This window comes from Cellvibrio zantedeschiae (assembly GCF_014652535.1).
Classification (GTDB): domain Bacteria; phylum Pseudomonadota; class Gammaproteobacteria; order Pseudomonadales; family Cellvibrionaceae; genus Cellvibrio; species Cellvibrio zantedeschiae.
On record NZ_BMYZ01000002.1, the window covers coordinates 116,488 to 139,788 of the forward strand.

A 23,301-nucleotide genomic window follows, 5' to 3' on the forward strand; every position below is an offset into this window, starting at 1 on the left:
TCTCACATCGATAGGTAAATTATGAGCAAGGCTGAAGAAGGTCAATTTTGGGATTTGGTGGATGCTTTCATCGAAAAAGCGAATGATGCGTGCGACGAGGCCGATCCTGGAATAGTGAGTGCTGCGCTCTTAAATGCTGCTGCACGTTTCAATGCTTTTGTAGTGGCTAGTTCTTCTATTGATCGCAAAGAATATATCGATGAAATAGAAAGTGCGCAAAAATATCTTACAGGCCGCTATGCGGAATTAGTTCGCGACAATTTAGATGACTATCGCGATAACTATAAAGTCTACATTCGTCCTGATGACGAAGAGGCGCCTTAAAATAAAACCAGCCATGTGCTGGTTTTTTTATATCTGCTATTTTTGAAGAATGAATGGTGAATGTAAAAATTTGCATTTCTTGTATACAAGAGTTTGGGCGTATTGCAAAATCTGCTTGGTCACAAAATCCGAGTCAATAATAAAGAGAGCTAACAATGAAAATACTACTGCGTTTTGTATGTATCTACCTGACCGTTGTTGCATTTGGTGCTGCTGCCGACGTGAAGTTACCGCGTCTGGTGAGCGATGGCATGGTTTTACAACGCGATAAACCGGTACATATATGGGGTTGGGCAGATGAAGGTGAGGAGGTGACGGTCACCTTAGGCAAACAAACACTCAGTACTAAAGCGCAAGCAGGCCGTTGGCAGTTAACTTTTAAACCCCTGGCCGCTGGCGGTCCTTATGTTTTAGATATTCAGGGTAAAAATCACCTCCAGGTAAAAGATGTCTTGTTTGGCGATGTATGGATTGCATCAGGGCAGTCCAATATGGAATTACCCCTAAGGCGTGTTAAGTACCAATATCTGAACCTTATTGAATCAACTCATCTTCCCCGAGTGCGTGAATTCAATGTTCCGGTTATTTATAACTTTAAAGGCCCTGTAGATGATTACCCGCAAGGCGAGTGGAAAGCTGCAGAGCCAGCAAATCTTTCTGGTTTTTCTGCCGTCGGTTTTTTCTTTTCGCGTGCATTGCACGAAAAACTTAAAGCCCCAATTGGCTTGATCACAATTCCTGTTGGAGGTTCACCGGCAGAGGCATGGGTGAGTGAAGCGGGTTTGGCAAAATATCCACATTACCTGGCGCAGCTGCAACCATTTAAAAGCGATGAGTTTGTAGCCAAAACTATTGCAACCGACAAAGCTGCAAGTGCAGGTTGGTATGCTGATTTGGCAGCGAAAGACGAAGGCTTAAAAGGCAATTGGTCGAATGAAAATCTTGATACCAAAGATTGGAAAAATTTTACCGTTCCGGGATATTTAAAAGAACAGGGTAGCGATTTTATTCAGGGCGCCGTGTGGTTCCGTAAATCCTTTAACTTAACGGCAGAGCAGGCAAGTAAAGCCGCAACGCTGTGGATGGGAGTAATTGTTGACGGTGACCAAGTGTTTTTAAATGGAAAAGAAATTGGTCAAACCGGTTATAAATATCCGCCGCGTATTTATTCTGTTCCTTCGGGGCTGCTAAAAGCCGGTAAAAATACGATTAGTATCCGCGTCACCAGTTACACAGCCAACGCAGGTTTTGTAAAAGAAAAACGCTATGAATTAGATTTAGGTAGTGAGGCAATTCCGTTAGCCGGTGATTGGCAATATAAAATTGCAGCACGCACTGGCGATATGCCGAAAACAACCACACTGCAATATCAACCAGCCTCACTGTTTAATGCCAAGCTGGCACCAACTTTGGGCTTGGCGATAAAAGGCGTAATTTGGTATCAAGGTGAATCTAATACCACTCGCGCTAAAGAATATGAAACGCTTATGCCAGATTTAATTTCTGATTGGCGCGGACAATTCAAGCAAGGTGATTTCCCCTTTATTTTCGTACAACTCGCAAACTTCATGGATGCTTATCCTGAGCCGCGCGAAAGCGACTGGGCGGCAACCCGTGAAGCACAACGCAAAACCTTGAGCGTAAAAAATACAGCTATGGTGGTGGCAAGTGATGTGGGTGAATGGAACGATATTCATCCGTTAAACAAGCAAGCTGTTGGTGAGCGTTTAGCATTGGCTGCGCAACGCATCGCTTATGGCAATAAGAAAATAGTTACAAGCCCCAACGCAATCAACATTAAGCGCGATAAAAAGAGTTTGATTGTTGGCTTTGATAAAGCGGGTGGCGATTTGGAAATCACTAAAGACGGCGTTTTACATCATATCGCCATTGCCGGTGCCGACAAAAAATACGTGTGGGCTAAAGCAAAGCTTCAAGGCAATAAATTAGTCGTGTGGAGTGATGATGTTGCCGAGCCTGTTAGCGTGCGTTATGCGTGGGCAGATAACCCAGAGGGCGCAAATCTGTATAATAAAGCTGGTTTGCCTGCATCGCCGTTCGAGTTATCTCTGCAATAATCTCCGGGCCGGGCATTAACAGTACAAAGGTAATGCCCTTGCTACATTTACAAAATACTCAAGTCTCCCTTCCGCAGGTCGCCATTATTGGTGGTGGGCCTGCGGGTTTAATGGCTGCGGAAGTTATCGCCAGCGCCGGTTTTCATGTTTCTCTTTTTGATGCAATGCCCTCAGTTGGCCGTAAGTTTTTGTTAGCGGGTGTTGGCGGCATGAATATTACTCACTCTGAGCCGCAAGAAAAATTCCTGTCTCGCTACGGTCAATCCTCGTCCCATATAAAACCGTTTATCGAAAAATTTTCCTCAGAAGATTTGTGTAAATGGATTCATGGCTTAGGTGTGGAAACCTTCGTGGGTTCATCAGGTCGGGTGTTTCCAACGGATATGAAAGCAGCTCCCTTACTACGCGCATGGCTGCATAGATTGCGTGAAATGGGTGTGCAAATTTATCCGCGTCATCGCTGGAATGGTTGGAATAGTGCGGGTGCTCTTAAAATCACAGAGCACAACAGTAATGAATTAGTTGAGAAAATTTTTTCTGCAGATGCAGTAGTGCTAGCGCTTGGTGGTGCCAGTTGGCAACGTTTAGGTTCCGATGGTGCTTGGGTAAATTTATTGCGTGATAAAGCTATTCAAATCACCGAACTATTGCCCAGCAATTGCGGATTTGAATGCGCTTGGAGTGAGCCGTTTAAAGATGCTTTCGCTGGCGCACCCTTGCAAACCGTAGGCTTGCGTACAAAGGATCTGAACGGCGTTGTGCATTCGATTCGCGGTGAAGCCATGCTTGCCAAAACAGGTGTTGAGGGCACTAGCATTTACGCGCTTTCAGCGATATTGCGCGAACAGATTTTAGCTAATGGCTCTGCCGAACTTCTCATAGATCTTTTACCTGATTTCAGCGAAGAAAAAATTATTGCGCAATTAAATAAGCCGCGCGGTAAAAACTCGGTCAGCAATTTTTTGCGAAAGCAATTACATCTTCCACCAATAAAGCTTGCAATGTTACGTGAATTAACGCCTGTTTCTATCTGGCAAGATAACCGAGCAATTGCACAGGCGCTAAAAAATCTATCTTTGTCCCTCACTGCTTTTCGCCCCATTGATGAGGCCATAAGTTCTGCTGGCGGAATTAAATTTTCCGAACTTGATTCCAACCTAATGCTGACTAAGTTGTCCGGCGTATTTTGCGCCGGTGAAATGCTGGATTGGGAAGCTCCTACGGGGGGCTACTTGTTGACGGCATGTTTTGCAACGGGCCGCGCTGCGGGCCTCGGAGTCGTGAGTTACTTGAAGGATCTAGATGCGTGAAAACATTATTAATTATTGGTTATGTATGGCCCGAACCTAAATCATCAGCTGCTGGCAGCAGGATGATGGAATTAATTCATTTTTTTCTGGCGCAGCAATGGAAAATAATTTTTGCCTCTGCTGCTGCACTTTCAGATCATAGGGCAGATTTAGCTTGCCTGGGCATACAAGAAAAATCTATTGCACTTAACGATTCAAGCTTTAATGACTTCATCGCAGATTTAAAGCCGCATGCCGTACTGTTTGACCGTTTTTTTACAGAGGAGCAATTTGGTTGGCGAGTCGAACAGGTGTGCCCAACTGCTTTACGTTTACTTGATACGGAGGACTTACATAGCCTTCGTCATGCTCGACATCAGTTATTAAAACAATCACAAAAAAATATCGACAGTGAAGTAGCTCGCCAAAGTGTGAATCCTGTCTTGGCAAATGCAGCTGAGCTTTATGAGACGATGGCGAATGATGATATGGCGCAGCGTGAAGTTGCTGCCATTTTTCGCTGCGATCTAAGCTTGATGATATCTACATTTGAAATCGAATTATTAATTAATTATTTTTCAGTACCTCCACAGTTATTACATTACTGCCCATTTTTGACTGTTCGTAAAGCACAGGCTTTGCCAGATTTTAATGAGCGCCAGCATTTTATTAGCATTGGGAATTTTCGCCACGAACCCAATTGGGATGCTGTGCTTTATTTAAAACATGCAATATGGCCGTTAATTCGCGCGCAACTTCCGCAAGCTGAACTGCATGTATACGGCTCATACCCTCCACCGAAAGCGACGCAGTTACATAATCCAAAACAGGGCTTTCATATAAAAGGCTGGGCTGATGATGCCTTTGATGTAATGAAAAACGCCCGGGTATGCTTGGCACCTTTACGGTTTGGTGCTGGCATAAAAGGCAAACTAATGGATGCAATGCAATGCGGAACACCCAGCCTAACAACAGCCATAGGCGCAGAAGCTATGCATGATGGAACGCCGTGGGGTGGTGCAATTCAAAATGATTTGGAGAATCTTGCAGTTGCGGCAATAAAGCTCTACACGGATCAATCTGAATGGCAAAAAGCCCAAGACTGTGGATTGAATAATCTGGAAAACTATTTTTTAAATAAAGATTACGCGCAGGAACTTAAAGACCGTTTTGAATCCTTGGAAGAAAATTATGAACTGGAGCGTCAGCAAAATTTTATCGGCTCCATGCTGCGCCATCATTCGCTAAAAAGCACACAGTATATGTCGCAGTGGATTGAGGCTAAGAATAAGTAAGCCATCATTGGAACTATTAATGCTTAATTTAAGGCTGTTTACAATTCACGCAAGACTATTATTAGAAATTTGGGTGGGTGTTTAATGAAGATCAACCATAGGGTTACTTTGTCAGTAGATGAACGCATTGCAAATGCTTTTTTTAAAATAGGACTTGTTCTAAATGTAGGATTTACAACTTTCGATATTGACGAGCAAGATGAACGTTGGCCTGCTGTCTCGGTTTTAATTGAGTCGTTTAAGGGAGTGGATATTGTTGCATCTAGTTTTGAGAAAGAAGAGCTTAATAGTGCACATTATTTAGAAATGATTCCTGATTGGCACCATGGATATCCTGAACCATCAGATGATGCTAGTTACAAGGATAAAACATATGACATGAGTAATTGCTGTCAATTATGTAATACTGGGTATGTGCAAAATAATCCATTTCGAATGAGAAAAAATCCTGGGTGGGGGCAGCGATCTATCCTTCAGCTCAATTGGATTTTCGGTGATTATTTTGTACAGCCGGATGTATGGCACTCAGTGTTTAGTCCTTTTGGCATTAATAGAATTGAAGTCGTTTCGAATAAAACCTTGAATGCATTAACTGATATTCTTCAGCTAGAAATATCTAATAGAGTGGCTGTGAGAATGACGGAGGAAAATAAATATGAAGTTTGTTTAAAATGCGGGGCAAAGAAATATCTTCCTCATAGTCGAGGCTTTTTTCCTCCTGTTGATTTAGAAACTGATACGCCTATTTTTAAAACAGAACAATGGTTTGGAAGTGGGGGTAGTGCGTGGCAAGCAGTTATAGTTTCCGCAGCGCTATATCGAGCAATTGTTGATAGTGGAATTCGAGGCGTTAGATTTAAACCTTTGGCAAATGCAGTAGTATGAGTTACTCGAATAACGTTTCTTATTAATTCACACCAATATATGGACTCTGGCATAAGTTATCTTTTAAATATCAGGTATCTGTCTGTTCATATTGTTTAACTAATCACATGCACCTACCTGGCTTTGCCACTAATCCACATTACGCATCTAAAGCCCATCCATCGTAAATTTTCGTAAGTTCCCACCAAATTCCCTCCACACAAATCTACACTGGGGAGCTTTAAACTAGCTTATTTCTGATAGGAGGTTTTATGTGCAAGAAATTTTTTCTGGTTTTTCTGATGTTTTTTGTCGGAGCGACTTCTGCTTGGTCAGAAACCTATAAACCTTTTGTACTAAACAACACCCAAATAGTCCCCATACATTCGAAGTTTACCGGGCGTGATCACGAACTGGTTGTGGTGCTTCCGTCGAGCTACGCTACTAACCCTAATAAAAAATATCCGGTGCTTTATTATCTTGATGCTTATTGGGATACGCCTTTGCTGGTATCTACCTACGGCAATTTAACCTATGACAATGTGGTGCCCGAATTTATTATGGTGGGTTTGTCTTATCCGTCGTCTGCCAGCTATGACAAAGAGCGACGCCTTGATTACACGTTTACTGTTGCGGGTGAGCAGTCTGGCAAAGCGAATTTGTTTTTAGATTTTATTCAAAAAGAAGCTGCGCCTTTAATTGAGGCAAAATTCCGTGGCGATAAAAAGGATAGGGTGTTATCCGGTAACTCTTTGGGCGGGCTTTTTACCATTACTGCCGCTTATCAAGCACCAAATTTCTTTTCAGGGTTCATTGCTATAAGTCCTGCCGCAAGTTGGGATAATGGCGCTTTGTTTAAGCTGGATGAAAGCTACGCTAATCAAAACAAATCTTTAAATGGCCGTATGTTTATTTCATACGGTACTACTGAATACCCATCCTTTCGCGATCCGATTATTCAATTCCAAAAACAAATTGAGGCGCGCCAATACCAAGGTCTGGAATTACTAAATTATTCTATGGAAGGGCTTGATCACACCAGTGTAAAAGGTGATGGTTATGTGCGCGGTTTGATGTGGGTGTGGAAAACCAAAAAGCCGGCGGGGCCAAGTGGATTGGAGCGCGCCATTACGGGTGCGAAATAATTAAATCATTTATAAGATGATTAAAAACGCATTAGGTTAACATCTGTTCACTTACATCAAGTTTTGTGAGTATTAATAAAGATAACCAATAGCAGCTACGTCTTGTGGCATGGCTGCTTATAATCTCTCCCGCTTTTTTAATGCAGTGAAGGATCAATGTTGCATCTTGGCGTCGGCCTTCAGTCCCTAAAACTCTTCATAAGATAATCATCATGTTAAAAATAAATCACTTGATGTTGGCTTTTATGCTTGCGGTTATTGTAGTTCCTGCCCAGGCACAGAAAAATTATAAAAATTTTAAAGTAGCAGTTTATTCCAGATCCTACGAAACCAAGTTGATGGCAGACGAACAATGGTTGGATAGGACCTGGACGGAAGTCACTAACCAACTTAAGGTCGACAAGATCTATTTAGAAACCCATCGCGACCTTGTCATGGTTGACCAGAAAACATTAGACACTGCCAAAGCCTATTTTAAGAAAAAAGGCGTTGAGATGGCTGGTGGTATTACCTGGACGATTGACGAAAGCAACAATTTTGAAACCTTTTGCTACAGCAATCCTGAGCACCGTAAAAAAGTGCAAGAGATTATTGAATTTACTGCAAAGAATTTTGATGAAGTGATTTTCGACGATTTCTTTTTTACCAGTTGTAAATCCGATATTGAAATTAAAGCCAAGGGGAACAAGAGCTGGACTCAGTACCGTTTGGATTTGATGACGGAAGTTACCAAAAACATCATGCTCGCATCTGCCAAGAAGGTGAATCCTAATGTTAAGGTTATTGTGAAGTACCCTAACTGGTATGAACACTTTCAGGGCTTGGGTTTTAACCTTGAAACTGAACCCAAATTGTTTGATGGTATTTATACAGGTACAGAAACCCGTGATGCCACGCTAAGCGCACAGCATTTACAAGAATACCTGGGTTATGAAGTCATTCGTTATTTTGAAAATATTGCGCCCGGCCGCAATGGCGGCGGATGGGTTGATCCTTTCGGCATTAAAACCTACGACCGTTACGGTGAACAACTGTGGTTGACGCTTTTTGCAAAAGCTCCGCAAGTTGCTTTGTTTGACTTAAAAAATATTCAAGCACCCCTCACTGAAAAATTAAAAGCGTCCTGGCAGGGCACGGGTACCAGCTTTGATTATGCTGAAATGATGAAGCCAGTTCAGGTGGATGGTAAGTCGATAAAACCAACGACGATTGCCAGGGTGGCTGGTATTACTTTTGAAAAAGTGGACAAGTTTTTGGGTGAGTTAGGAAATCCCGTAGGGTTAAAGAGCTATAAGCCTTTTCATTCCACGGGCGAGGATTTCTTGCAGAACTTTTTAGGTAATGCAGGTATCCCCATTGAGATGGTTCCTTATTTCCCTAAAGATGAAAATGTTATTTTGTTAACCGAGTCTGCCAAGTTTGATCAACAGCTGGTGCCACAAATTAAAGCGCAATTAACAGCGGGTAAAAAAGTTGTCATTACGTCTGGATTGCTTAAAGCTATTCAAGATAAATTGAGTGATATAGTCGAATTGCAATACACCGACAGAAAAGCCTTGGTAAAAGATTTCTTCTTTAATGGAAAGTCTTATCACGGTGACAAAGCGATTCTAATTCCGCAAATTCAATACTTAACTAATGACTCCTGGGAAGTTATCTCCAGTTATGATGGCCCTAATGGTTGGCCGCTGTTGCATGGGGCTGATTATTCCAAAGGTCGCTTGTTAGTATTGGCGGTACCGGAAAATTTTGCGGACTTATCCCAGCTACCTGCTGAGGTTTTAACTAAACTCAAACGCGAATTGAGCGATGATAAAACCGTATTGGAAGGCCCGGGTCAGATGAGTTTATTTTTGTACGACAACAACACCCTGATCGTTCAGAGCTATCGCGATGCGCCAGTTGACGTGAAAGTATCTGCGGTAAAAGAGTTTACCCAGATGAAAGATATACTTACTAATGAAGTCTTGAAAGCTGAGGTTAGAAAACCTGACATGCATTGGGGTAAAGCAGTGGGTAGTGAAAAAAGTGTGTTCAGTGTAACTGTTAAACCACATTCTTATCGTGTGTTTAAGTTGCAGTAATTGAACTCTGGTAATAAAAAGGGGCGTCCAGTAGGGCGCCCCTTTTTATTTGTTACAACATTTATTTTAAAGGTTTTAGCTTTAACACCAGTCGGTCTTTATTGGCTATTTCTTCGTAACCACGTTTATAGCCGGGGATGCTATAAAACAGTTGGTTGAAACTGCCATCAGCAATCGCTATTTTTAAACCTCTTTCTATTCGGTCTGCCAGTTTGGGATTATTGGGGCTGACGAAAAAATATTTTAACGTGACGTAGCTCAACATAATGTGTTGCTCAATGGCAATGCCTTTGTCACTAAATAGTTTTTCTTCGTTCCAAATCTCATCTAATCCACGTGGAAAATAATCAAAACGTTTTCCCAGTAACATATTAAACAGTGGCTCAAACATAGGTGATGTCACCACTGGCAAATCATTTACTTTCAGCACGTTGGTATCTGTCCAGCGCATGCCTTGGCCTGCTTTTAATTTTCGCAAATCATCTAATGTTTTTACTTTGTTGAATTTTTCCTGATCTTCTTTGCGGATCAAAAAAATACGGTAACTCGTTAAGTCTTTTAAAAGCGAAATACGAATGGGCAAAAGTGTGGATTCCAATTCGCTGTTGGTAGTTGCCCACATGACATCAATAATGCCTTTGCCCTGACGTTTCAGCTCCGCTTCAAAGCGCGCCTTGGTGAGTAGCGTGGGGTATTGGACAATTTTGAAAGGGCCATCAGTCGCTTCTGTTTTGCTTAGCGCCAGCTGCAATAATTTTGGGTAATAAATTGAAGTTTGCGCACTTTGTTCCAGCGGCGGGATGGTGATAGTGAGTACATCTGCCAGGCTCTGCTTCGCTATGAATAAGCCGGTGCAAAAAATTGCCAATTTACCGAATCGAGTCACGCTGAAAGCAAGTAGGCGCATGGATGATGTCTGGCAGGTTGGGGTGTATAGCTTGAGTCTAGTCGGCTTTGCTTGACCCGTGAGACAATCTGTCGCGACCGCCAGCAAATGATCCGCCTCATGTGTCGAGGCCAGATTAATTTGCGACTTTAGGGGCAATCGCAGCCCGATTTGAGTAGAATGCACGCCCTTAGTTGTTTCCCCGGTTTTTCTCTCTATCTGTCAGGTATTTCTTGTGATCTCCACCGCTAACATCACCATGCAATTCGGCGCCAAGCCGCTGTTCGAAAACGTTTCGGTCAAATTTAACAATGGCAATCGCTACGGTTTGATCGGCGCCAACGGCTGCGGCAAATCCACCTTTATGAAGATTATGGGCGGTGATTTGGTCCCTAGCGCTGGCCAGGTAATGCTGGAGCCAAATGTACGTTTGGGGAAGTTGAAGCAAGATCAGTTCGCCTACGAGGAATACACGGTGCTGGATACCGTGATTATGGGGCACACGGATTTATGGAAGGTGAAGGCCGAACGCGACCGCATTTACAGTTTGCCGGAAATGAGCGAAGCCGACGGTATGGCCGTGGCCGAGTTGGAAGTGCAATTTGCGGAGATGGACGGTTACACCGCTGAAGCCCGCGCTGGCGAGTTGTTGCTGGGGTTGGAAATCCCCATTGAACAACACACAGGTTTGATGAGCGCCGTAGCGCCGGGCTGGAAACTGCGTGTTCTATTGGCGCAGGCCTTGTTTGCCGATCCTGATGTGCTCTTGCTCGACGAGCCGACAAACAACCTCGACATCAATACCATCCGCTGGCTGGAAAACGTACTTAACCAGCGCAATAGCACCATCGTTATCATCTCGCACGACCGTCACTTCCTTAATGCGGTGTGCACCCACATGGCAGATTTGGACTACGGCGAGCTGCGCGTTTACCCCGGTAATTACGACGACTACATGACCGCTTCTACACAGGTGCGGGAAAAGTTGCTCTCAGAGAACGCCAAGAAGAAAGCCCAAATTGCCGAGCTGCAAACCTTCGTTAGCCGTTTCTCTGCTAACGCCTCTAAAGCCAAGCAAGCAACATCGCGCGCGCGTCAAATCGATAAAATTCAGTTAGATGACATTAAACCGTCGAGTCGCGTTAGTCCTTACATTCGTTTTGTGCAAAACAAAAAATTGCATCGCCAGGCGGTAACGGTTGAGGCGATTAGCAAGACATTTGATCGTCCACTGTTTAAAGACCTTAGCTTGCAAGTGGAAGCGGGCGAGCGCATTGCCATTATCGGTCCAAACGGCGCCGGTAAAACTACGCTCTTGCGTTGTTTGTACGGCGACTTAGCGCCCGATAGCGGAACCGTGAAGTGGGCGGAGCAGGCTGAAATTGGTTATTTCGCGCAGGATCACGCCGATGATTTCGCTGTTGACGATAATCTTTTTGATTGGATGAAACAATGGACCAAAGGCGATGAACAATTGGTTCGCGGCGCTTTGGGCAGAATGTTGTTTTCTAACGATGAAGTGAAAAAATCGGTGAAAGTCATTTCCGGTGGTGAGCAAGGCCGCATGCTGTTCGGCAAATTAAGTTTGATCAATCCCAATGTCATGTTGATGGACGAACCGACTAACCATTTGGATATGGAATCGATTGAGGCGCTCAACCTTGCGTTGGAAAACTATCCCGGCACTTTGATTTTTGTTAGCCATGACCGCGAATTTGTATCTTCACTTGCTACGCGAATTATCGATATGCAACCAACAGGTCTGGTAGATTTCAGTGGAACCTACGAAGAATATTTGCGTTCGCAGGGAATCTTCACAAACTAAAAATATGCGCCCAATTCGCATGAGAGTTGGGCGCGTTATTTTGGTTGGGAAATTTCTTCGTCTTTCTGATTTTTATTTTTATCGTCAGCTTGGCCACTTTGTTTGGCTTTCTTTTCAATAAAAACCTCAGGCTCTTTGATCGCATCTAAATCTATGAGCTTATGAGTAGCACCCTCAAAAATCGTGCCCCATAATTCCCTGTTATGCCTTTTGCTGCGCAAATAGGTGATAAGTTTTATAGCTAGCCAAACCAGAATAAAAAAGCCAAACACGGTTCCAATCAAAAAATATTCATAAAGGCTTATCTGCATGTCCTACCCCATTAATTATAAATATTGTGTAATAAATTTATTATTGGGTAGGCTTTTGTGAATTCAACCCTATATAACCTGTAATCAAGTTATGGGGTAATTAGCAGTGAGGCAGGATCATTTTGCATGCGCAACCTGGAAATGTATTGCGCGCTCTATTAATCCTGAGTGGGGAAATCTGTCTTTAATTCGAGTGTCTGACGCGAGGAGTGTAGCAGCTCCTCGTAGCCACGTTTGAAGCCGGGAACGCTAAAAAATAGCAGTTCAAAACTGCCATCTTGCATGGCGATGCGCAATCCACGTTCAATGCGGTCTGCTAAAGCAGTATTCTTTTTGTTAACAAAAAAATAAATGGGCGCAGGGTAATGCAGCATTAACGAATCTTCGATAATTAAACCTTTTTCTGCATTAAGTTCCTGTTCTCCCCAAACTTCGTAGAGCCCGCGAGGGAAATAATCAAAACGCCTGCCTGCAAGCATATCGAACAAGAGATCAGATTGTGCCGCGGTAACGAGTGGTAAGTTATTGCTCATCATAACTGCAGTGTCTGGCCACTGGGCACCTTGCCCGGCCTGTAGTTTACGCAAATCGTTTAGGTTGTGGACACTATGGAATTTTTCCTGATCTTCTTTGCGAATTAAAAACACCCGGTAACTATTCAGCCCGCGCACAATGGATATTTTAATGGGGAGTAATAGTTGCTCCCGCTCTTTGCTGGTAGATGTCCAAATGATATTAATTGCATTTTCGCCGCGGACTAGCTCCGCCAGAAGCCGGTTGCTGGTGTAGCTATCATTAGAATGCCTAAGCTCAAAATCGCCATCTGTCGCCTGGGTTTTCTGCAACGCCAGTTCAAGTAGCTTTGAAAAATACTGGCCGTGTGCAAGCGAAGATTTCTCAGGCTGTGGTGTGGTGACGTATAGCTTTTGGGATGCTTTTGAATAGCTAGCGTTTGCGGTTGAGCCCGATTGCTGGGCATAACAGCTGCCTGCAATAGATGCGTAGAGCAACACGCTCAGTGAATAGGACAGCACGCTAAAAATGAGATGCTTAATACGCATGGCAGATGACATCCACAGGAATTAATAAGAGTCTAGCATCAAATAAACCAGACATATTGCCAGGCCTATGTGGCTAAAATTGATTTATCGCAATATTTGCACTATTCCTTCCTTCACATTAAGTAGCCACGCTTGAATTGTGCGCTTACGCCCCCACGTCTGTTTCAGTGAGGAATTTAACGATTCCCTGGTCATATTAGCCGTTTGTAACTCGAGGTTTTCCATGCGTATCGACCGTTTAACCAATCAATTGCAGCTGGTGCTATCCGATGCCCAATCGCTTGCCGTTGGGCGCGACCACAGCCAGTTGGAACCCATCCATATGCTCTGGGCCATGATCGAACAAAAAGGCGCTGGCGGTGTGCGTTTGCTATTAAGCCAGGCAGGTTTTGATGTTGCCGGCTTGCGCGAAGCCCTGAGCAAAAAATTGAATGATTTGCCTAGCATTAAAAATCCGACGGGCGAAGTAGGTATGTCACCAGAGATGGGGCGCTTGTTAAATTTAGCGGATCGCTACGCGCAAAAAATTGGCGACAAATTTGTCTCCAGCGACACCGTATTAATAGTCGCGATGAAAGATTCGCAAAGCAGCATCAATGAATTGTTAAAACAATTTGGCAATGAGCAGCGCTTACAACAAGCCATTGACAAAATACGCGGCGGTGAATCGGTCGACGATGCAGATTCGGAAGGTAATCGTCAGGCGTTGGAAAAATATACCGTCGATTTAACAGCGCGCGCAGAATCCGGCAAGCTCGATCCGGTGATTGGGCGCGATGATGAAATTCGTCGCACTATTCAAGTATTGCAACGTCGCACTAAAAATAATCCTGTATTAATTGGTGAGCCCGGTGTTGGTAAAACGGCCATCGTTGAAGGCTTGGCGCAACGTATTGTTAATGGTGAAGTGCCCGAAGGTTTAAAAAATAAACGCTTGTTGTCACTGGATCTCGGCGCGCTTCTCGCGGGTGCAAAATTTCGCGGTGATTTTGAGGAGCGTTTAAAATCTGTTATCAATGAACTGGGCAAACAAGAAGGCCGCGTCATTTTATTTATCGATGAAATTCACACCATGGTTGGCGCCGGTAAAGCAGAAGGTTCCATGGACGCGGGCAATATGTTGAAGCCTGCATTAGCTCGTGGTGAGTTACATTGCGTAGGTGCTACCACGCTTGATGAATATCGTAAGTACATCGAAAAAGATGCCGCGCTTGAGCGTCGTTTCCAAAAAGTGCAAGTGGACGAGCCCAATGAATCAGACACTATTGCTATTTTGCGCGGCTTAAAAGAACGCTATGAAATTCACCACGGTGTGGATATCACAGACTCCGCTATTATTGCTGCTGCAAAATTATCGCAACGCTATATCACTGATCGTCAGCTGCCAGATAAAGCAATTGATTTGATTGACGAAGCAGCAAGTCGTATCCGTATGGAAATTGATTCCAAGCCAGAAGAAATGGATCGCCTTGAACGCCGTTTAATTCAATTGAAAATTGAACGTGAAGCGGTTAAAAAAGATGAAGACGAAGGCAGCCGAAAACGCCTCGCAAAGATCGACCAGGATATAGATAAATTTGAACGTGAGCTCAATGATCTTGAAGAGATCTGGCGTGCAGAAAAAGCTGCGCTGCAAGGTTCGCAAGAAATTAAAACTCAGTTGGAACAAGCGCGCTTGGAATTGGAAGATAAACGTCGCAAAGGCGATTTGGCGCGCATGAGTGAATTGCAATACGGCATTATTCCGCAACTTGAAAAGCAACTGGATATGGCAAGCCAGGCAGAAATGATGGAAATGAAATTGCTGCGCAACAAAGTCACAGACGAAGAAATTGCAGAAGTGGTTTCCAAGTGGACAGGGATTCCTGTATCAAAAATGCTGGAAGGCGAGCGCGAAAAATTATTGCGTATGGAAGATGCGCTGCATAAGCGTGTTATCGGCCAGCACGAGGCAGTGGTTGCAGTTGCTAACGCAGTCCGCCGCTCGCGAGCAGGCTTAAGTGACGCTAATCGCCCCAACGGTTCGTTTTTATTTTTAGGTCCAACAGGTGTTGGTAAAACAGAATTGTGTAAATCGCTCGCGGAATTTTTATTTGATTCGAGCGATGCGATGGTTCGCATTGATATGTCTGAATTCATGGAAAAACATTCAGTCGCACGTTTGATTGGTGCTCCACCTGGTTATGTAGGTTATGAAGAAGGCGGTTATTTAACAGAGGCTGTTCGGCGCAAACCCTATTCGGTATTGTTGCTCGACGAAGTTGAAAAAGCACATCCCGATGTATTCAATATTCTGTTGCAAGTGCTAGAAGATGGTCGCCTGACTGATGGGCAAGGTCGTACGGTAGATTTCCGCAACACAGTTATTGTAATGACATCAAACCTGGGTTCAGATCGTATTCAAGAGTTAGCTGAGGACAAGTCGTTTGATACGGTGAGCTTCGATTCATTCGTTACCGGCGATATGAATAATTCGCTCAACAACGAAAATCGCTACAACGCCATGAAAGATGCGGTGATGGAGGTGGTTGGTGGGCATTTCCGTCCCGAATTTATCAACCGTATTGATGAAGTGGTGGTATTCCATCCGTTGGGACGCGAACAGATTCGTGGTATCGCCGACATTCAGTTGGAGCTGCTGCGGAAACGTCTGGCTGAGCGGGATTTGAGTCTGGAATTGGATGACGCTGTAATGAATAAACTAGCGGCGGTTGGGTTCGATCCAGTGTACGGCGCTCGCCCGCTAAAACGCGCGATTCAACAGTTGGTTGAGAATACCTTGGCAAACGATATTTTGTCGGGCAAGTTTATGCCCGGTTCAATTATCCACGGCACCCTTCAGGGTGACAAATTGGTTTTTGAACCAAAACGACTGCAGTAAAGATATGCCCTAAACAAAAAAGGCCGTCATTTGACGGCCTTTTGCTTTTTCTAATTTCGCTACTCGCAGCTTTCTTCGATGGCTTTGTTAGCTTCAACTATCTTTTGTTGTTGCTCGTCTGGAGTTAAGTATCGATATTCTCCGTTCTCCCCCTTAATCCGAACACGCGCAAATGTCTTAAGTGTATCTGAGGCTTTTCTTGCACCTTCGCATCTATCTTTATCTTTTAGTGATGGAGCTTGGATTTCGGGTTTTACCTCATTATTAGTAGAGGGCGGCGGCGCAGTTTTATATTCTACCGGATCACTATGTCCCGTCTGGGGCTTAACGACTTCAGTCTGAGTGTTTAAGGGAGGGCGTTGACTGTAATGGACCTGTCCTTTCCCGTCAGTCCATTTATAAACTTTCTCTGTAGCAGCAAAGCTTGAGTTCCAAGCAAGCATATATATAAAAGTAATGGATAAGGTGCACTTCAGGCTCATATGAGGAACTCAATAGGTGGCTTTTGATTCTCAACTATAGCGCTAATATCGATATGTCGATACATCATGCGAAATGTAACCGGTGTAGTTTTGAATTTGACACAAAAAATGAAGAAAAAAGCGACAATATTTTCTATATATAAACATTTTTTCATGTATGAAAAAATTAACAAAACTTTACTTTGGTTTCGGAAGACTAATCATTTCTTTACTTAAGGTTAAGTTGAACCCCGCAAGCGACACCTATAGCATGGAAAAGTTGCAAGTATTGTCTAAACTTGTGGCTGTAGCTTTTACAAAAAAACGTTAAATAGTCGTTTAAGCTACTAAAGAGCAACAGAAAATTACCTAATCATAATGTTAAAAAAGGGGTTGGCTATGGGTTACAAAAAAAGTAATCAGGGCGAAGCATTCAAAAGCGTGAGATTCAAACGATCAATGCTGGCAATGTGCGTGATGGCGCTGAGCGCTCCATCATTTGCCCAAAACGCAACTTCAACTGCACCTAAGAAAGACGACGGTGTTGAAGAAGTTGTTATTACCGGTATGAAAGAAGCTCTCGGAAGTGCGCAGGAAATCAAGCGTAACGCCGATACAGTTGTCGAATCTATCACTTCAAAAGATCTGGGTGCATTCCCGGACAAATCAGTAGCTGAAGCATTGCAACGTGTTGCGGGTATTACCGTAAACCGTTTCGCTGCATCAGGCGATACAGCGCACTTCTCAGCTGAACCATCAGGTGTAATCGTGCGTGGTTTGAACCAGGTTCGTACCGAGTTCAACGGTCGTGACTCATTCAGTGCAAACTCTTCTCGTGGTTTGAGCTGGGGTGACGTATCTCCTGACTTGATGTCAGGCGTAGACACATACAAAAACCAAACAGCAGAATTGATTGAAGGTGGTCTTGCCGGTACGGTAAATATGCGTACCCGTGTGCCATTCGATCAAGCTGGCCAAATGATGGCGCTGTCTCTGGATGCTAACTATGGTGATATTTCCCAAAAGTTAACACCTGAACTCGCGGCACTTTACAGCAACCGTTGGGAAGTAAGCTCTGGTGAAGTTGGCTTCTTAATTAACGTTGCGCATTCTGAAGTTACCACTGCAACCGAAGGTATCCAGTTCGGTCGTATAGGTCGTTTTGAAAATATTTACGCTCCTAATAGTTTGTTGTACATGCCAACCTCTGTTGTATTCCGTGACAACGTGTATGAGCGTGAGCGTGATGGCTTGGCGCTGGCTGCACAATGGAAAGATAACGACGGTATCTTTGAAGCAACCGCTCAATACAACCGTTCTTCCTATAAAAATGCTTGGGAAGAGTATGTTGTAACGGCAAGTATCGGTGCAGACGACTACAGCAAAAGTACCAAATACATTCATACATTGAATGCAGATGGCTCAACACCTGCTGACGTACCTATGCCTTTGGCTGGCACCCCAGCATTCACCTTTAATGATAAAGGTCTGTTCCAAACTGGTGCTATGACTTCTGACATCGGTTGGTGGGGTTCTGATGCAGCTGGTTCTGCTCAGTATGCTGCTAACGCGGCAGGTCAACCAATGGTTACTCCATGTTACGGTTGGAATGGTTGCTCTCCTAGTCGCCGTGGTCGTGGTATGGCTACCTCTACACGTTCAAACAACAACGAAAACATGACCCAAGATTTCGGGTTTAACTTGAAGTGGAATCCTACAGATACCATTCATGGTGTGTTTGATATTCAGTATGTTGACTCTAAAGTGGATAACTATGACATTTCCACTGACTTCAACTCCTTCGCAAATACCTATGTTGATAACTCAGGTCGTTTGCCCGTGGTTCAATTCTCTGCTCCGTTAAATGTTAATCAGTCTCCGGGTGGCTTAGCTAACCCCAACAACTACTACATTAACGACATCATGGACCACTTGGAAGACAGTAAAGGTAATGAGTTTGCCGCTAAAGCTGATTTCAAATTCGATATAGATTCGGATTGGATTAGTGCTGTGAAAGTGGGTGCTCGTTATGCTGATCGTGACCAAAGCGTAAATTGGAGTACCTATAACTGGCAAAACGTTGCTAACACCTGGACTAGCACTGTAGGTAATGGTTATCAATCTGCCTACTTCAACCTTGATAAGCACAGCGCAGATGCTGGAACTGGCTTTAAAGGTTATCCAAAAGGTTATTACGTCAACAAGAGTTTCGATACTGGTTACGGTAGCGTATCTCCAAACGATTACGTGTTCGCTGACATGAAGTTGTTGCAAGACCGTGTGGGCTTTGCCAACGCAATGTCTGCTAATGCACTTGGTCTGAAGAATGGTACAGGTTGGGATCCAATTTGTTCCAATACTGGTGACCGTGCTCTAGAAGTTGCAGGTACTTGCTTCACGCCGTCAGAGATGGCTGATGTATCTGAAGAAACTTCTGCAATTTATGCGCAAATACATTTTGGTGGCCCAGAGACAACACTCTTTGGTGTTCCATTCTCAGGTAACATAGGTGCACGTTACATCGAGACTACGATTGAAAGTAGTGGCGGTTTGGTGATGCCTAAGAAGCTTGATGCAACTCAGTTGGAATGTAAGCCTAAAACATCTGAACCTGGTCAGCCTGCACCACAAGTACCTAACACTGTAGGTTGCTACTTGTCGGCACAAGACATTGCGTTTATGGATGGTGCAAACTTCACCGGAACCTCCAAGTCTAAGTCACGTGATTTGTTGCCAAGCTTCAACATCAAGTTTGACGTGACTGATGAGTTCCTGGTGCGTGTTGCTTTGGCGAGAGCTATGGCAAGACCTGATATTGGTAACCTGAAAAACTACGTAGGTGTTACCAGTACATTACCTGATGGTAATAACGCATCTGACCCACTTTGGATTAAAGACGGTTCGGGCAAGATTACCGGTGCTAATGTTCTCTACAAAGGCAGCGCTCAAAACCCATTCTTGAAGCCAATTACTGCTGATCAATTAGACGTGTCATTCGAATACTATTTCGCGAAGGTGGGTTCATTCACTTTCACCGCATTCGAAAAACGCTTCAACGATTACATCCAATTTGGTACCTACAACCGCAATTTCACCAACAACGGTGTAACCCGTACAGCTGAGATTCGTGGTCCATTTAACGGTGATGGCGCAAGTCTGAACGGTTTTGAAGTTGCCTTCCAAACCTTCTTCACCTTCTTGCCAGAGCCATTCGATGGTTTAGGTATCCAAGCTAACTACACGCACATCAACAACAAAGGCATTGGTAACACCAACTTGTCTAATGTGGGTACGGATACGTCAGGTACTATTACTGGCCAAGCTCCTGACTCAATCGGTGTTGATAGATTGGAAGGTTTGTCTGACCATTCTTATAACCTTGTTGCTATGTTCGAAAAAGGTGACTGGGCTTTGCGTGCCGCTTATAGCTGGCGTTCGGAGTACATGGTTACTGCGATTGACTGCTGTGTGTCCTATCCAATCTGGAATAGTGCAACAGGTCAATTGGATGCTTCGATCCGTTATAAGTTTAACGACAACGTTGAAGTATTGTTATCTGGCAGCAACTTGCTTAATGAACAAACTGTTCTTGAGCAGCAAGTAAGTGACGCAGATTCAGGTGGTTTGCGTTTACCTAACGCTTCCTCTCAACAGGATCGTCGTCTTACTTTTGGCTTGCGCTTGAAGTACTAAGTCGTTCGTAAAAATTGCGCCGCTATTACATAATAGCGGCGCATTTTTTATTTTTGGATACTCAAAATGTCAGAGCCAATAGAAATAGTTATTGTCGGCGGTGGAACTGCCGGCTGGATGTGTGCGTCCGGGCTTGCAAGCCTTGTAAAAGCAAATATCTGTCGCGTTACATTAATTGAATCAGAATCAATTGCCAGCGTTGGTGTAGGCGAAGCAACTTTGCCACACATGAAAGAATTCAATGATTATATTGGCATTAATGAAGTCGATATGATGCAAAAGACCAATGCCACTATTAAGTTGGGCATTGAGTTTGTAAATTGGGGATTTTTAGGCTCCTCCTATATTCATCCCTTCGGAACTTTTGGCGAAAAAATTGGGGGCGCTGATTTTCATCAGCAATGGGCTAGAGTTAAACAGGCCGGCGATGTCGAACCTATAGAAGCCTTCTCCTATGCCATTCAAGCCTGCCGTAAAAACCGTTTTGAATTTCCCGTCGATAATCACTCCGAAATAAATTCCACCTATTCTTACGCTTACCATTTCGATGCGGGCCTGTACGCAAAATTCTTGCGTCAGTTTGCCGAAGCCAAAGGCTTAAAGCGTGTTGAAGGAATAATCACAGATGTAAATTTGCATCCAGATTCCGGCAATATTACGTCGGTGACTTTGGAGTCTGGGCATAAAATAGTGGGTGATTATTTTATCGATTGTTCAGGGTTCCGTTCTCTGCTCATGGGCAAAACCATGCAAATGCCTTTTGAAGATTGGTCACAGTGGTTGGTGTGTGATCGTGCATTTGCTGTCCCTAGTGAGCGGGTTGAGATTCTTACGCCCTATACTCGTTCAACCGCAAAAGCAGCGGGTTGGCAATGGCGTATTCCTTTGCAACATCGTACGGGCAATGGCTACGTTTATAGTAGTCAATTTATCAGTGACGATGAAGCCGCTCACAGTGTGTTAAAAGATTTGGATGCGCCGGCCTTGGCTGAACCCAAAATGCTTAAATTTAAAGCGGGCCGTTACAAAAAATCGTGGCACAAAAACTGTATTGCCATGGGCTTGGCGAGCGGATTTTTAGAGCCCCTTGAATCGACAAGTATTTATTTGATTCAGGTAGCCATTATCAATTTAATGAACCTGTTCCCCAATAAGAATCCGGATCAAGCTTTGAGTGATGAGTTCAACCGTTTGGTTGATCTGGAATACGATCGTGTGCGGGATTTCTTAATTTTGCACTATCATTTAAATTCCCGCGATGATTCTGAGTTGTGGCGTTATTGTAGAAATATGCCTGTACCTGAATCGCTCCAGCATAAAATTAATGTGTTTAAACATCGTGGGCATATTGATCTTTATCGCTATGGCCTATTCGCTCCGCCAAGTTGGATTTCTGTATTTTTAGGGCAAGGGCTTCAGCAGGAAAATGTTGATCCTTATGCGCATAATCTTTCTCTCGATCAAATAAAAAAGAAATTGAACGATCTCTCCACATCTATAAAAGAGCGTGTGGAAATTATGCCAATGCACGATGAATTTCTTGCAGATTATTGTCCATCCAAGTTGGGTTAGCAAATTGAAAAGACCAATAAAAAAAATAGTAATTGTTGGCCGCGACGCAGATGCATGGCTGACTGGGTTAATGCTGCAACTTAGTTTTGCGTCATCCGAAAATGAGGTAGAGGTTCAGCTCATTGAACTGCCTGCGCATTTGCGTCAACAAGATTTTTTTAATGTATTGCCCAGCCATAAAACTTTACACACTATTTTGGGCGCGAACGAAAATGCATTGATGCGTTCTAGCTCCGGGCTATATTGTGTGGCGCAGCGATTTTCTAACTGGTCGGGAGCAGCAGCTCCATTTATGCATGCCTACGATACCCAGGGGGTAGATCTTGCTGGCGTGGATTTTTTACAGTATTGGATCAAAGCACGCAGCAAAGGCTTGAATGTTCCCTTGGAGGAGTTTTCCTTAGGCGCAGTAGCGGCCAAGCAGGGTCGTTTCATTTTGCTGGATGACGATGCTCGTACGTTTTCCAAGGCTTCGCACGGGTTTACATTCAATGCGATCAGTTATTTGCGCGCTGCGGGTGCCGCGGCACTTAAATCTGGTCTAAAACATCAAGTGGGAACTATCAAATCTGTTGATGTTAATGACGGCCGAATTCAATCTATAACACTTCAGGATGACTCGCGTGTTGAGGCTGATTTGTTTATTGATGCTTCGGGTAGCGAGGCGCTCTTAATCAGTAAGCTTGAAAAAGATAATTACGAAAGTTGGTCGCACTGGCTGCCATGCGATCGAATTATGGTTGCATCAGCACCGCGTTTGGACCCTGTTCCGGCATTTTGCCAAATTTCTGCATTTAAAGAGGGCTGGCTTGGACTTTTCCCATTGCTTGATCGTACGGCAGTTACTGCAGCTTATTCATCGCAATATGCTTCCGGTCAGGAAGTATTGCAAAAAATTTCTGCTATATCCGGTATGAAACTGAGCGATGCTGTTGAGTCACCATTTAGTGCTGGAGGCAGAAAAAAGCATTGGATTGGAAACTGTATTGCTTTAGGTTCCGCGGCTGCAAATTTAGAACCGCTTGATGCAACCCAGTTACACGTATTGCATCTAGGTTTGTCGCAGTTGCGAGCGTTTTTCCCTGTTGATGCTGAAGATATGTTGGAGGCGGATGCCTTCAATGAAAAAATGAATTCAAATATTATTAATGTTCGTGATTTCCAAATTGCGCATTACAAGTTGAATAAACGTTTTGATGAACCCTTTTGGGATAAGGCGCGTCACGCCGAAGTTCCAGAAACGCTGGAAAACAAAATAAAACTGTTTGAGCGTCGTGGCCTTGTCGCCATGCGCGAAGATGAAACCTTTCAAGAGGAAAATTGGACTTCCTTGTTTATAGGTCACGGTCTAATTCCAAAAAGCTACGATCCTTTGGTGGAGCAAGCTCCAGAGGCAGAGCAAATAGAGCAGTTTCAACGCATACTAAAGTTTATTTCCGCTGAAGTCGAAAAAATGCCCTCCTTGCAGGCGCATGTTGAAATGAATATGTAATCACTTTGTATAATTACAATTAATCACCAGCCTGAAAAAT

Annotated in this window: 16 protein-coding genes; 12 read left to right on the forward strand and 4 right to left on the reverse strand. The window is 43.9% G+C overall.

What is annotated here, in order from left to right; all coding sequences use genetic code 11:
* Window positions 1–21: 21 nt before the first annotated feature.
* From IE104_RS11320 to IE104_RS11350, 7 genes are all read left to right on the forward strand, one after another.
* On the forward strand, window positions 22–324 hold the full coding sequence (locus tag IE104_RS11320) for a DUF3144 domain-containing protein (protein WP_189418628.1): 303 nt from the start codon (window positions 22–24) through the stop codon (window positions 322–324).
* A gap of 155 nt (window positions 325–479) precedes the next feature.
* Entirely contained in the window at window positions 480–2,402 is a 1,923-nt protein-coding gene (locus IE104_RS11325) for a sialate O-acetylesterase (RefSeq protein WP_189418630.1), read from the forward strand.
* Window positions 2,403–2,434: 32 nt separating this feature from the next.
* Window positions 2,435–3,712 carry a TIGR03862 family flavoprotein gene (locus IE104_RS11330; RefSeq protein ID WP_189418632.1) on the forward strand — a complete coding sequence of 426 codons (1,278 nt, stop codon included), beginning with the start codon at window positions 2,435–2,437 and terminating at the stop codon, window positions 3,710–3,712.
* Window positions 3,709–4,986 carry a glycosyltransferase gene (locus IE104_RS11335; protein ID WP_229837856.1) on the forward strand — a complete coding sequence of 426 codons (1,278 nt, stop codon included), beginning with the start codon at window positions 3,709–3,711 and terminating at the stop codon, window positions 4,984–4,986. The genes IE104_RS11330 and IE104_RS11335 overlap by 4 nt, the downstream gene beginning before the upstream one ends.
* A gap of 84 nt (window positions 4,987–5,070) precedes the next feature.
* Window positions 5,071–5,871, forward strand: a complete 801-nt coding sequence (locus IE104_RS11340; RefSeq protein ID WP_189418636.1) for a hypothetical protein — start codon at window positions 5,071–5,073, stop codon at window positions 5,869–5,871.
* Between the two features lie 251 nt (window positions 5,872–6,122).
* Window positions 6,123–6,995, forward strand: coding sequence for an alpha/beta hydrolase (locus IE104_RS11345; protein WP_189418638.1), 873 nt, complete (start codon window positions 6,123–6,125; stop codon window positions 6,993–6,995).
* 212 nt (window positions 6,996–7,207) lie between these two features.
* Window positions 7,208–9,079, forward strand: a complete 1,872-nt coding sequence (locus IE104_RS11350; RefSeq protein ID WP_229837858.1) for a putative glycosyl hydrolase — start codon at window positions 7,208–7,210, stop codon at window positions 9,077–9,079.
* Window positions 9,080–9,140: 61 nt separating this feature from the next.
* Here IE104_RS11350 and IE104_RS11355 read toward each other — a convergent pair whose 3' ends face one another.
* Complete coding sequence (locus tag IE104_RS11355) at window positions 9,141–9,986, reverse strand: transporter substrate-binding domain-containing protein (RefSeq protein ID WP_189418640.1); 846 nt, start codon at window positions 9,984–9,986, stop codon at window positions 9,141–9,143.
* A gap of 214 nt (window positions 9,987–10,200) precedes the next feature.
* Between IE104_RS11355 and IE104_RS11360 the strand changes: the two genes are divergently transcribed.
* Window positions 10,201–11,790 (forward strand): ABC-F family ATPase, encoded by a 1,590-nt coding sequence (locus tag IE104_RS11360; protein WP_189418642.1) that lies wholly within the window; start codon window positions 10,201–10,203, stop codon window positions 11,788–11,790.
* 35 nt (window positions 11,791–11,825) lie between these two features.
* Here IE104_RS11360 and IE104_RS11365 read toward each other — a convergent pair whose 3' ends face one another.
* Window positions 11,826–12,101, reverse strand: a complete 276-nt coding sequence (locus tag IE104_RS11365) for a hypothetical protein (RefSeq protein ID WP_189418644.1) — start codon at window positions 12,099–12,101, stop codon at window positions 11,826–11,828.
* Between the two features lie 158 nt (window positions 12,102–12,259).
* Complete coding sequence (locus IE104_RS11370) at window positions 12,260–13,162, reverse strand: transporter substrate-binding domain-containing protein (RefSeq protein WP_189418646.1); 903 nt, start codon at window positions 13,160–13,162, stop codon at window positions 12,260–12,262.
* 223 nt (window positions 13,163–13,385) lie between these two features.
* Here IE104_RS11370 and clpB point away from each other — a divergent pair, with 223 nt between their 5' ends.
* Window positions 13,386–16,043, forward strand: a complete 2,658-nt coding sequence (gene clpB / locus IE104_RS11375; protein ID WP_189418648.1) for an ATP-dependent chaperone ClpB — start codon at window positions 13,386–13,388, stop codon at window positions 16,041–16,043.
* Between the two features lie 59 nt (window positions 16,044–16,102).
* Here the strand turns inward: clpB and IE104_RS11380 are convergent, their stop codons facing one another.
* On the reverse strand, window positions 16,103–16,525 hold the full coding sequence (locus IE104_RS11380) for a DUF4124 domain-containing protein (protein WP_189418650.1): 423 nt from the start codon (window positions 16,523–16,525) through the stop codon (window positions 16,103–16,105).
* 378 nt (window positions 16,526–16,903) lie between these two features.
* Between IE104_RS11380 and IE104_RS11385 the strand changes: the two genes are divergently transcribed.
* From IE104_RS11385 to IE104_RS11395, 3 genes are all read left to right on the forward strand, one after another.
* Window positions 16,904–20,197 (forward strand): TonB-dependent receptor, encoded by a 3,294-nt coding sequence (locus tag IE104_RS11385; RefSeq protein WP_189418652.1) that lies wholly within the window; start codon window positions 16,904–16,906, stop codon window positions 20,195–20,197.
* 66 nt (window positions 20,198–20,263) lie between these two features.
* Complete coding sequence (locus IE104_RS11390) at window positions 20,264–21,769, forward strand: tryptophan halogenase family protein (RefSeq protein WP_189418655.1); 1,506 nt, start codon at window positions 20,264–20,266, stop codon at window positions 21,767–21,769.
* A gap of 4 nt (window positions 21,770–21,773) precedes the next feature.
* Window positions 21,774–23,261, forward strand: a complete 1,488-nt coding sequence (locus tag IE104_RS11395; RefSeq protein ID WP_189418656.1) for a tryptophan halogenase family protein — start codon at window positions 21,774–21,776, stop codon at window positions 23,259–23,261.
* Window positions 23,262–23,301: the final 40 nt, after the last annotated feature.

Coding starts and splice junctions, on each gene's coding strand:
- IE104_RS11340 (WP_189418636.1), top strand. CDS start 5,071: ATGAAGATCAACCATAGGGTTACTTTGTCAGTAGATGAACGCATTGCA.
- IE104_RS11330 (WP_189418632.1), top strand. CDS start 2,435: ATGCCCTTGCTACATTTACAAAATACTCAAGTCTCCCTTCCGCAGGTC.
- IE104_RS11320 (WP_189418628.1), top strand. CDS start 22: ATGAGCAAGGCTGAAGAAGGTCAATTTTGGGATTTGGTGGATGCTTTC.
- IE104_RS11355 (WP_189418640.1), bottom strand. CDS start 9,986: ATGCGCCTACTTGCTTTCAGCGTGACTCGATTCGGTAAATTGGCAATT.
- IE104_RS11370 (WP_189418646.1), bottom strand. CDS start 13,162: ATGCGTATTAAGCATCTCATTTTTAGCGTGCTGTCCTATTCACTGAGC.
- IE104_RS11380 (WP_189418650.1), bottom strand. CDS start 16,525: ATGAGCCTGAAGTGCACCTTATCCATTACTTTTATATATATGCTTGCT.
- clpB (WP_189418648.1), top strand. CDS start 13,386: ATGCGTATCGACCGTTTAACCAATCAATTGCAGCTGGTGCTATCCGAT.
- IE104_RS11385 (WP_189418652.1), top strand. CDS start 16,904: ATGGGTTACAAAAAAAGTAATCAGGGCGAAGCATTCAAAAGCGTGAGA.
- IE104_RS11390 (WP_189418655.1), top strand. CDS start 20,264: ATGTCAGAGCCAATAGAAATAGTTATTGTCGGCGGTGGAACTGCCGGC.
- IE104_RS11345 (WP_189418638.1), top strand. CDS start 6,123: ATGTGCAAGAAATTTTTTCTGGTTTTTCTGATGTTTTTTGTCGGAGCG.
- IE104_RS11350 (WP_229837858.1), top strand. CDS start 7,208: ATGTTAAAAATAAATCACTTGATGTTGGCTTTTATGCTTGCGGTTATT.
- IE104_RS11365 (WP_189418644.1), bottom strand. CDS start 12,101: ATGCAGATAAGCCTTTATGAATATTTTTTGATTGGAACCGTGTTTGGC.
- IE104_RS11325 (WP_189418630.1), top strand. CDS start 480: ATGAAAATACTACTGCGTTTTGTATGTATCTACCTGACCGTTGTTGCA.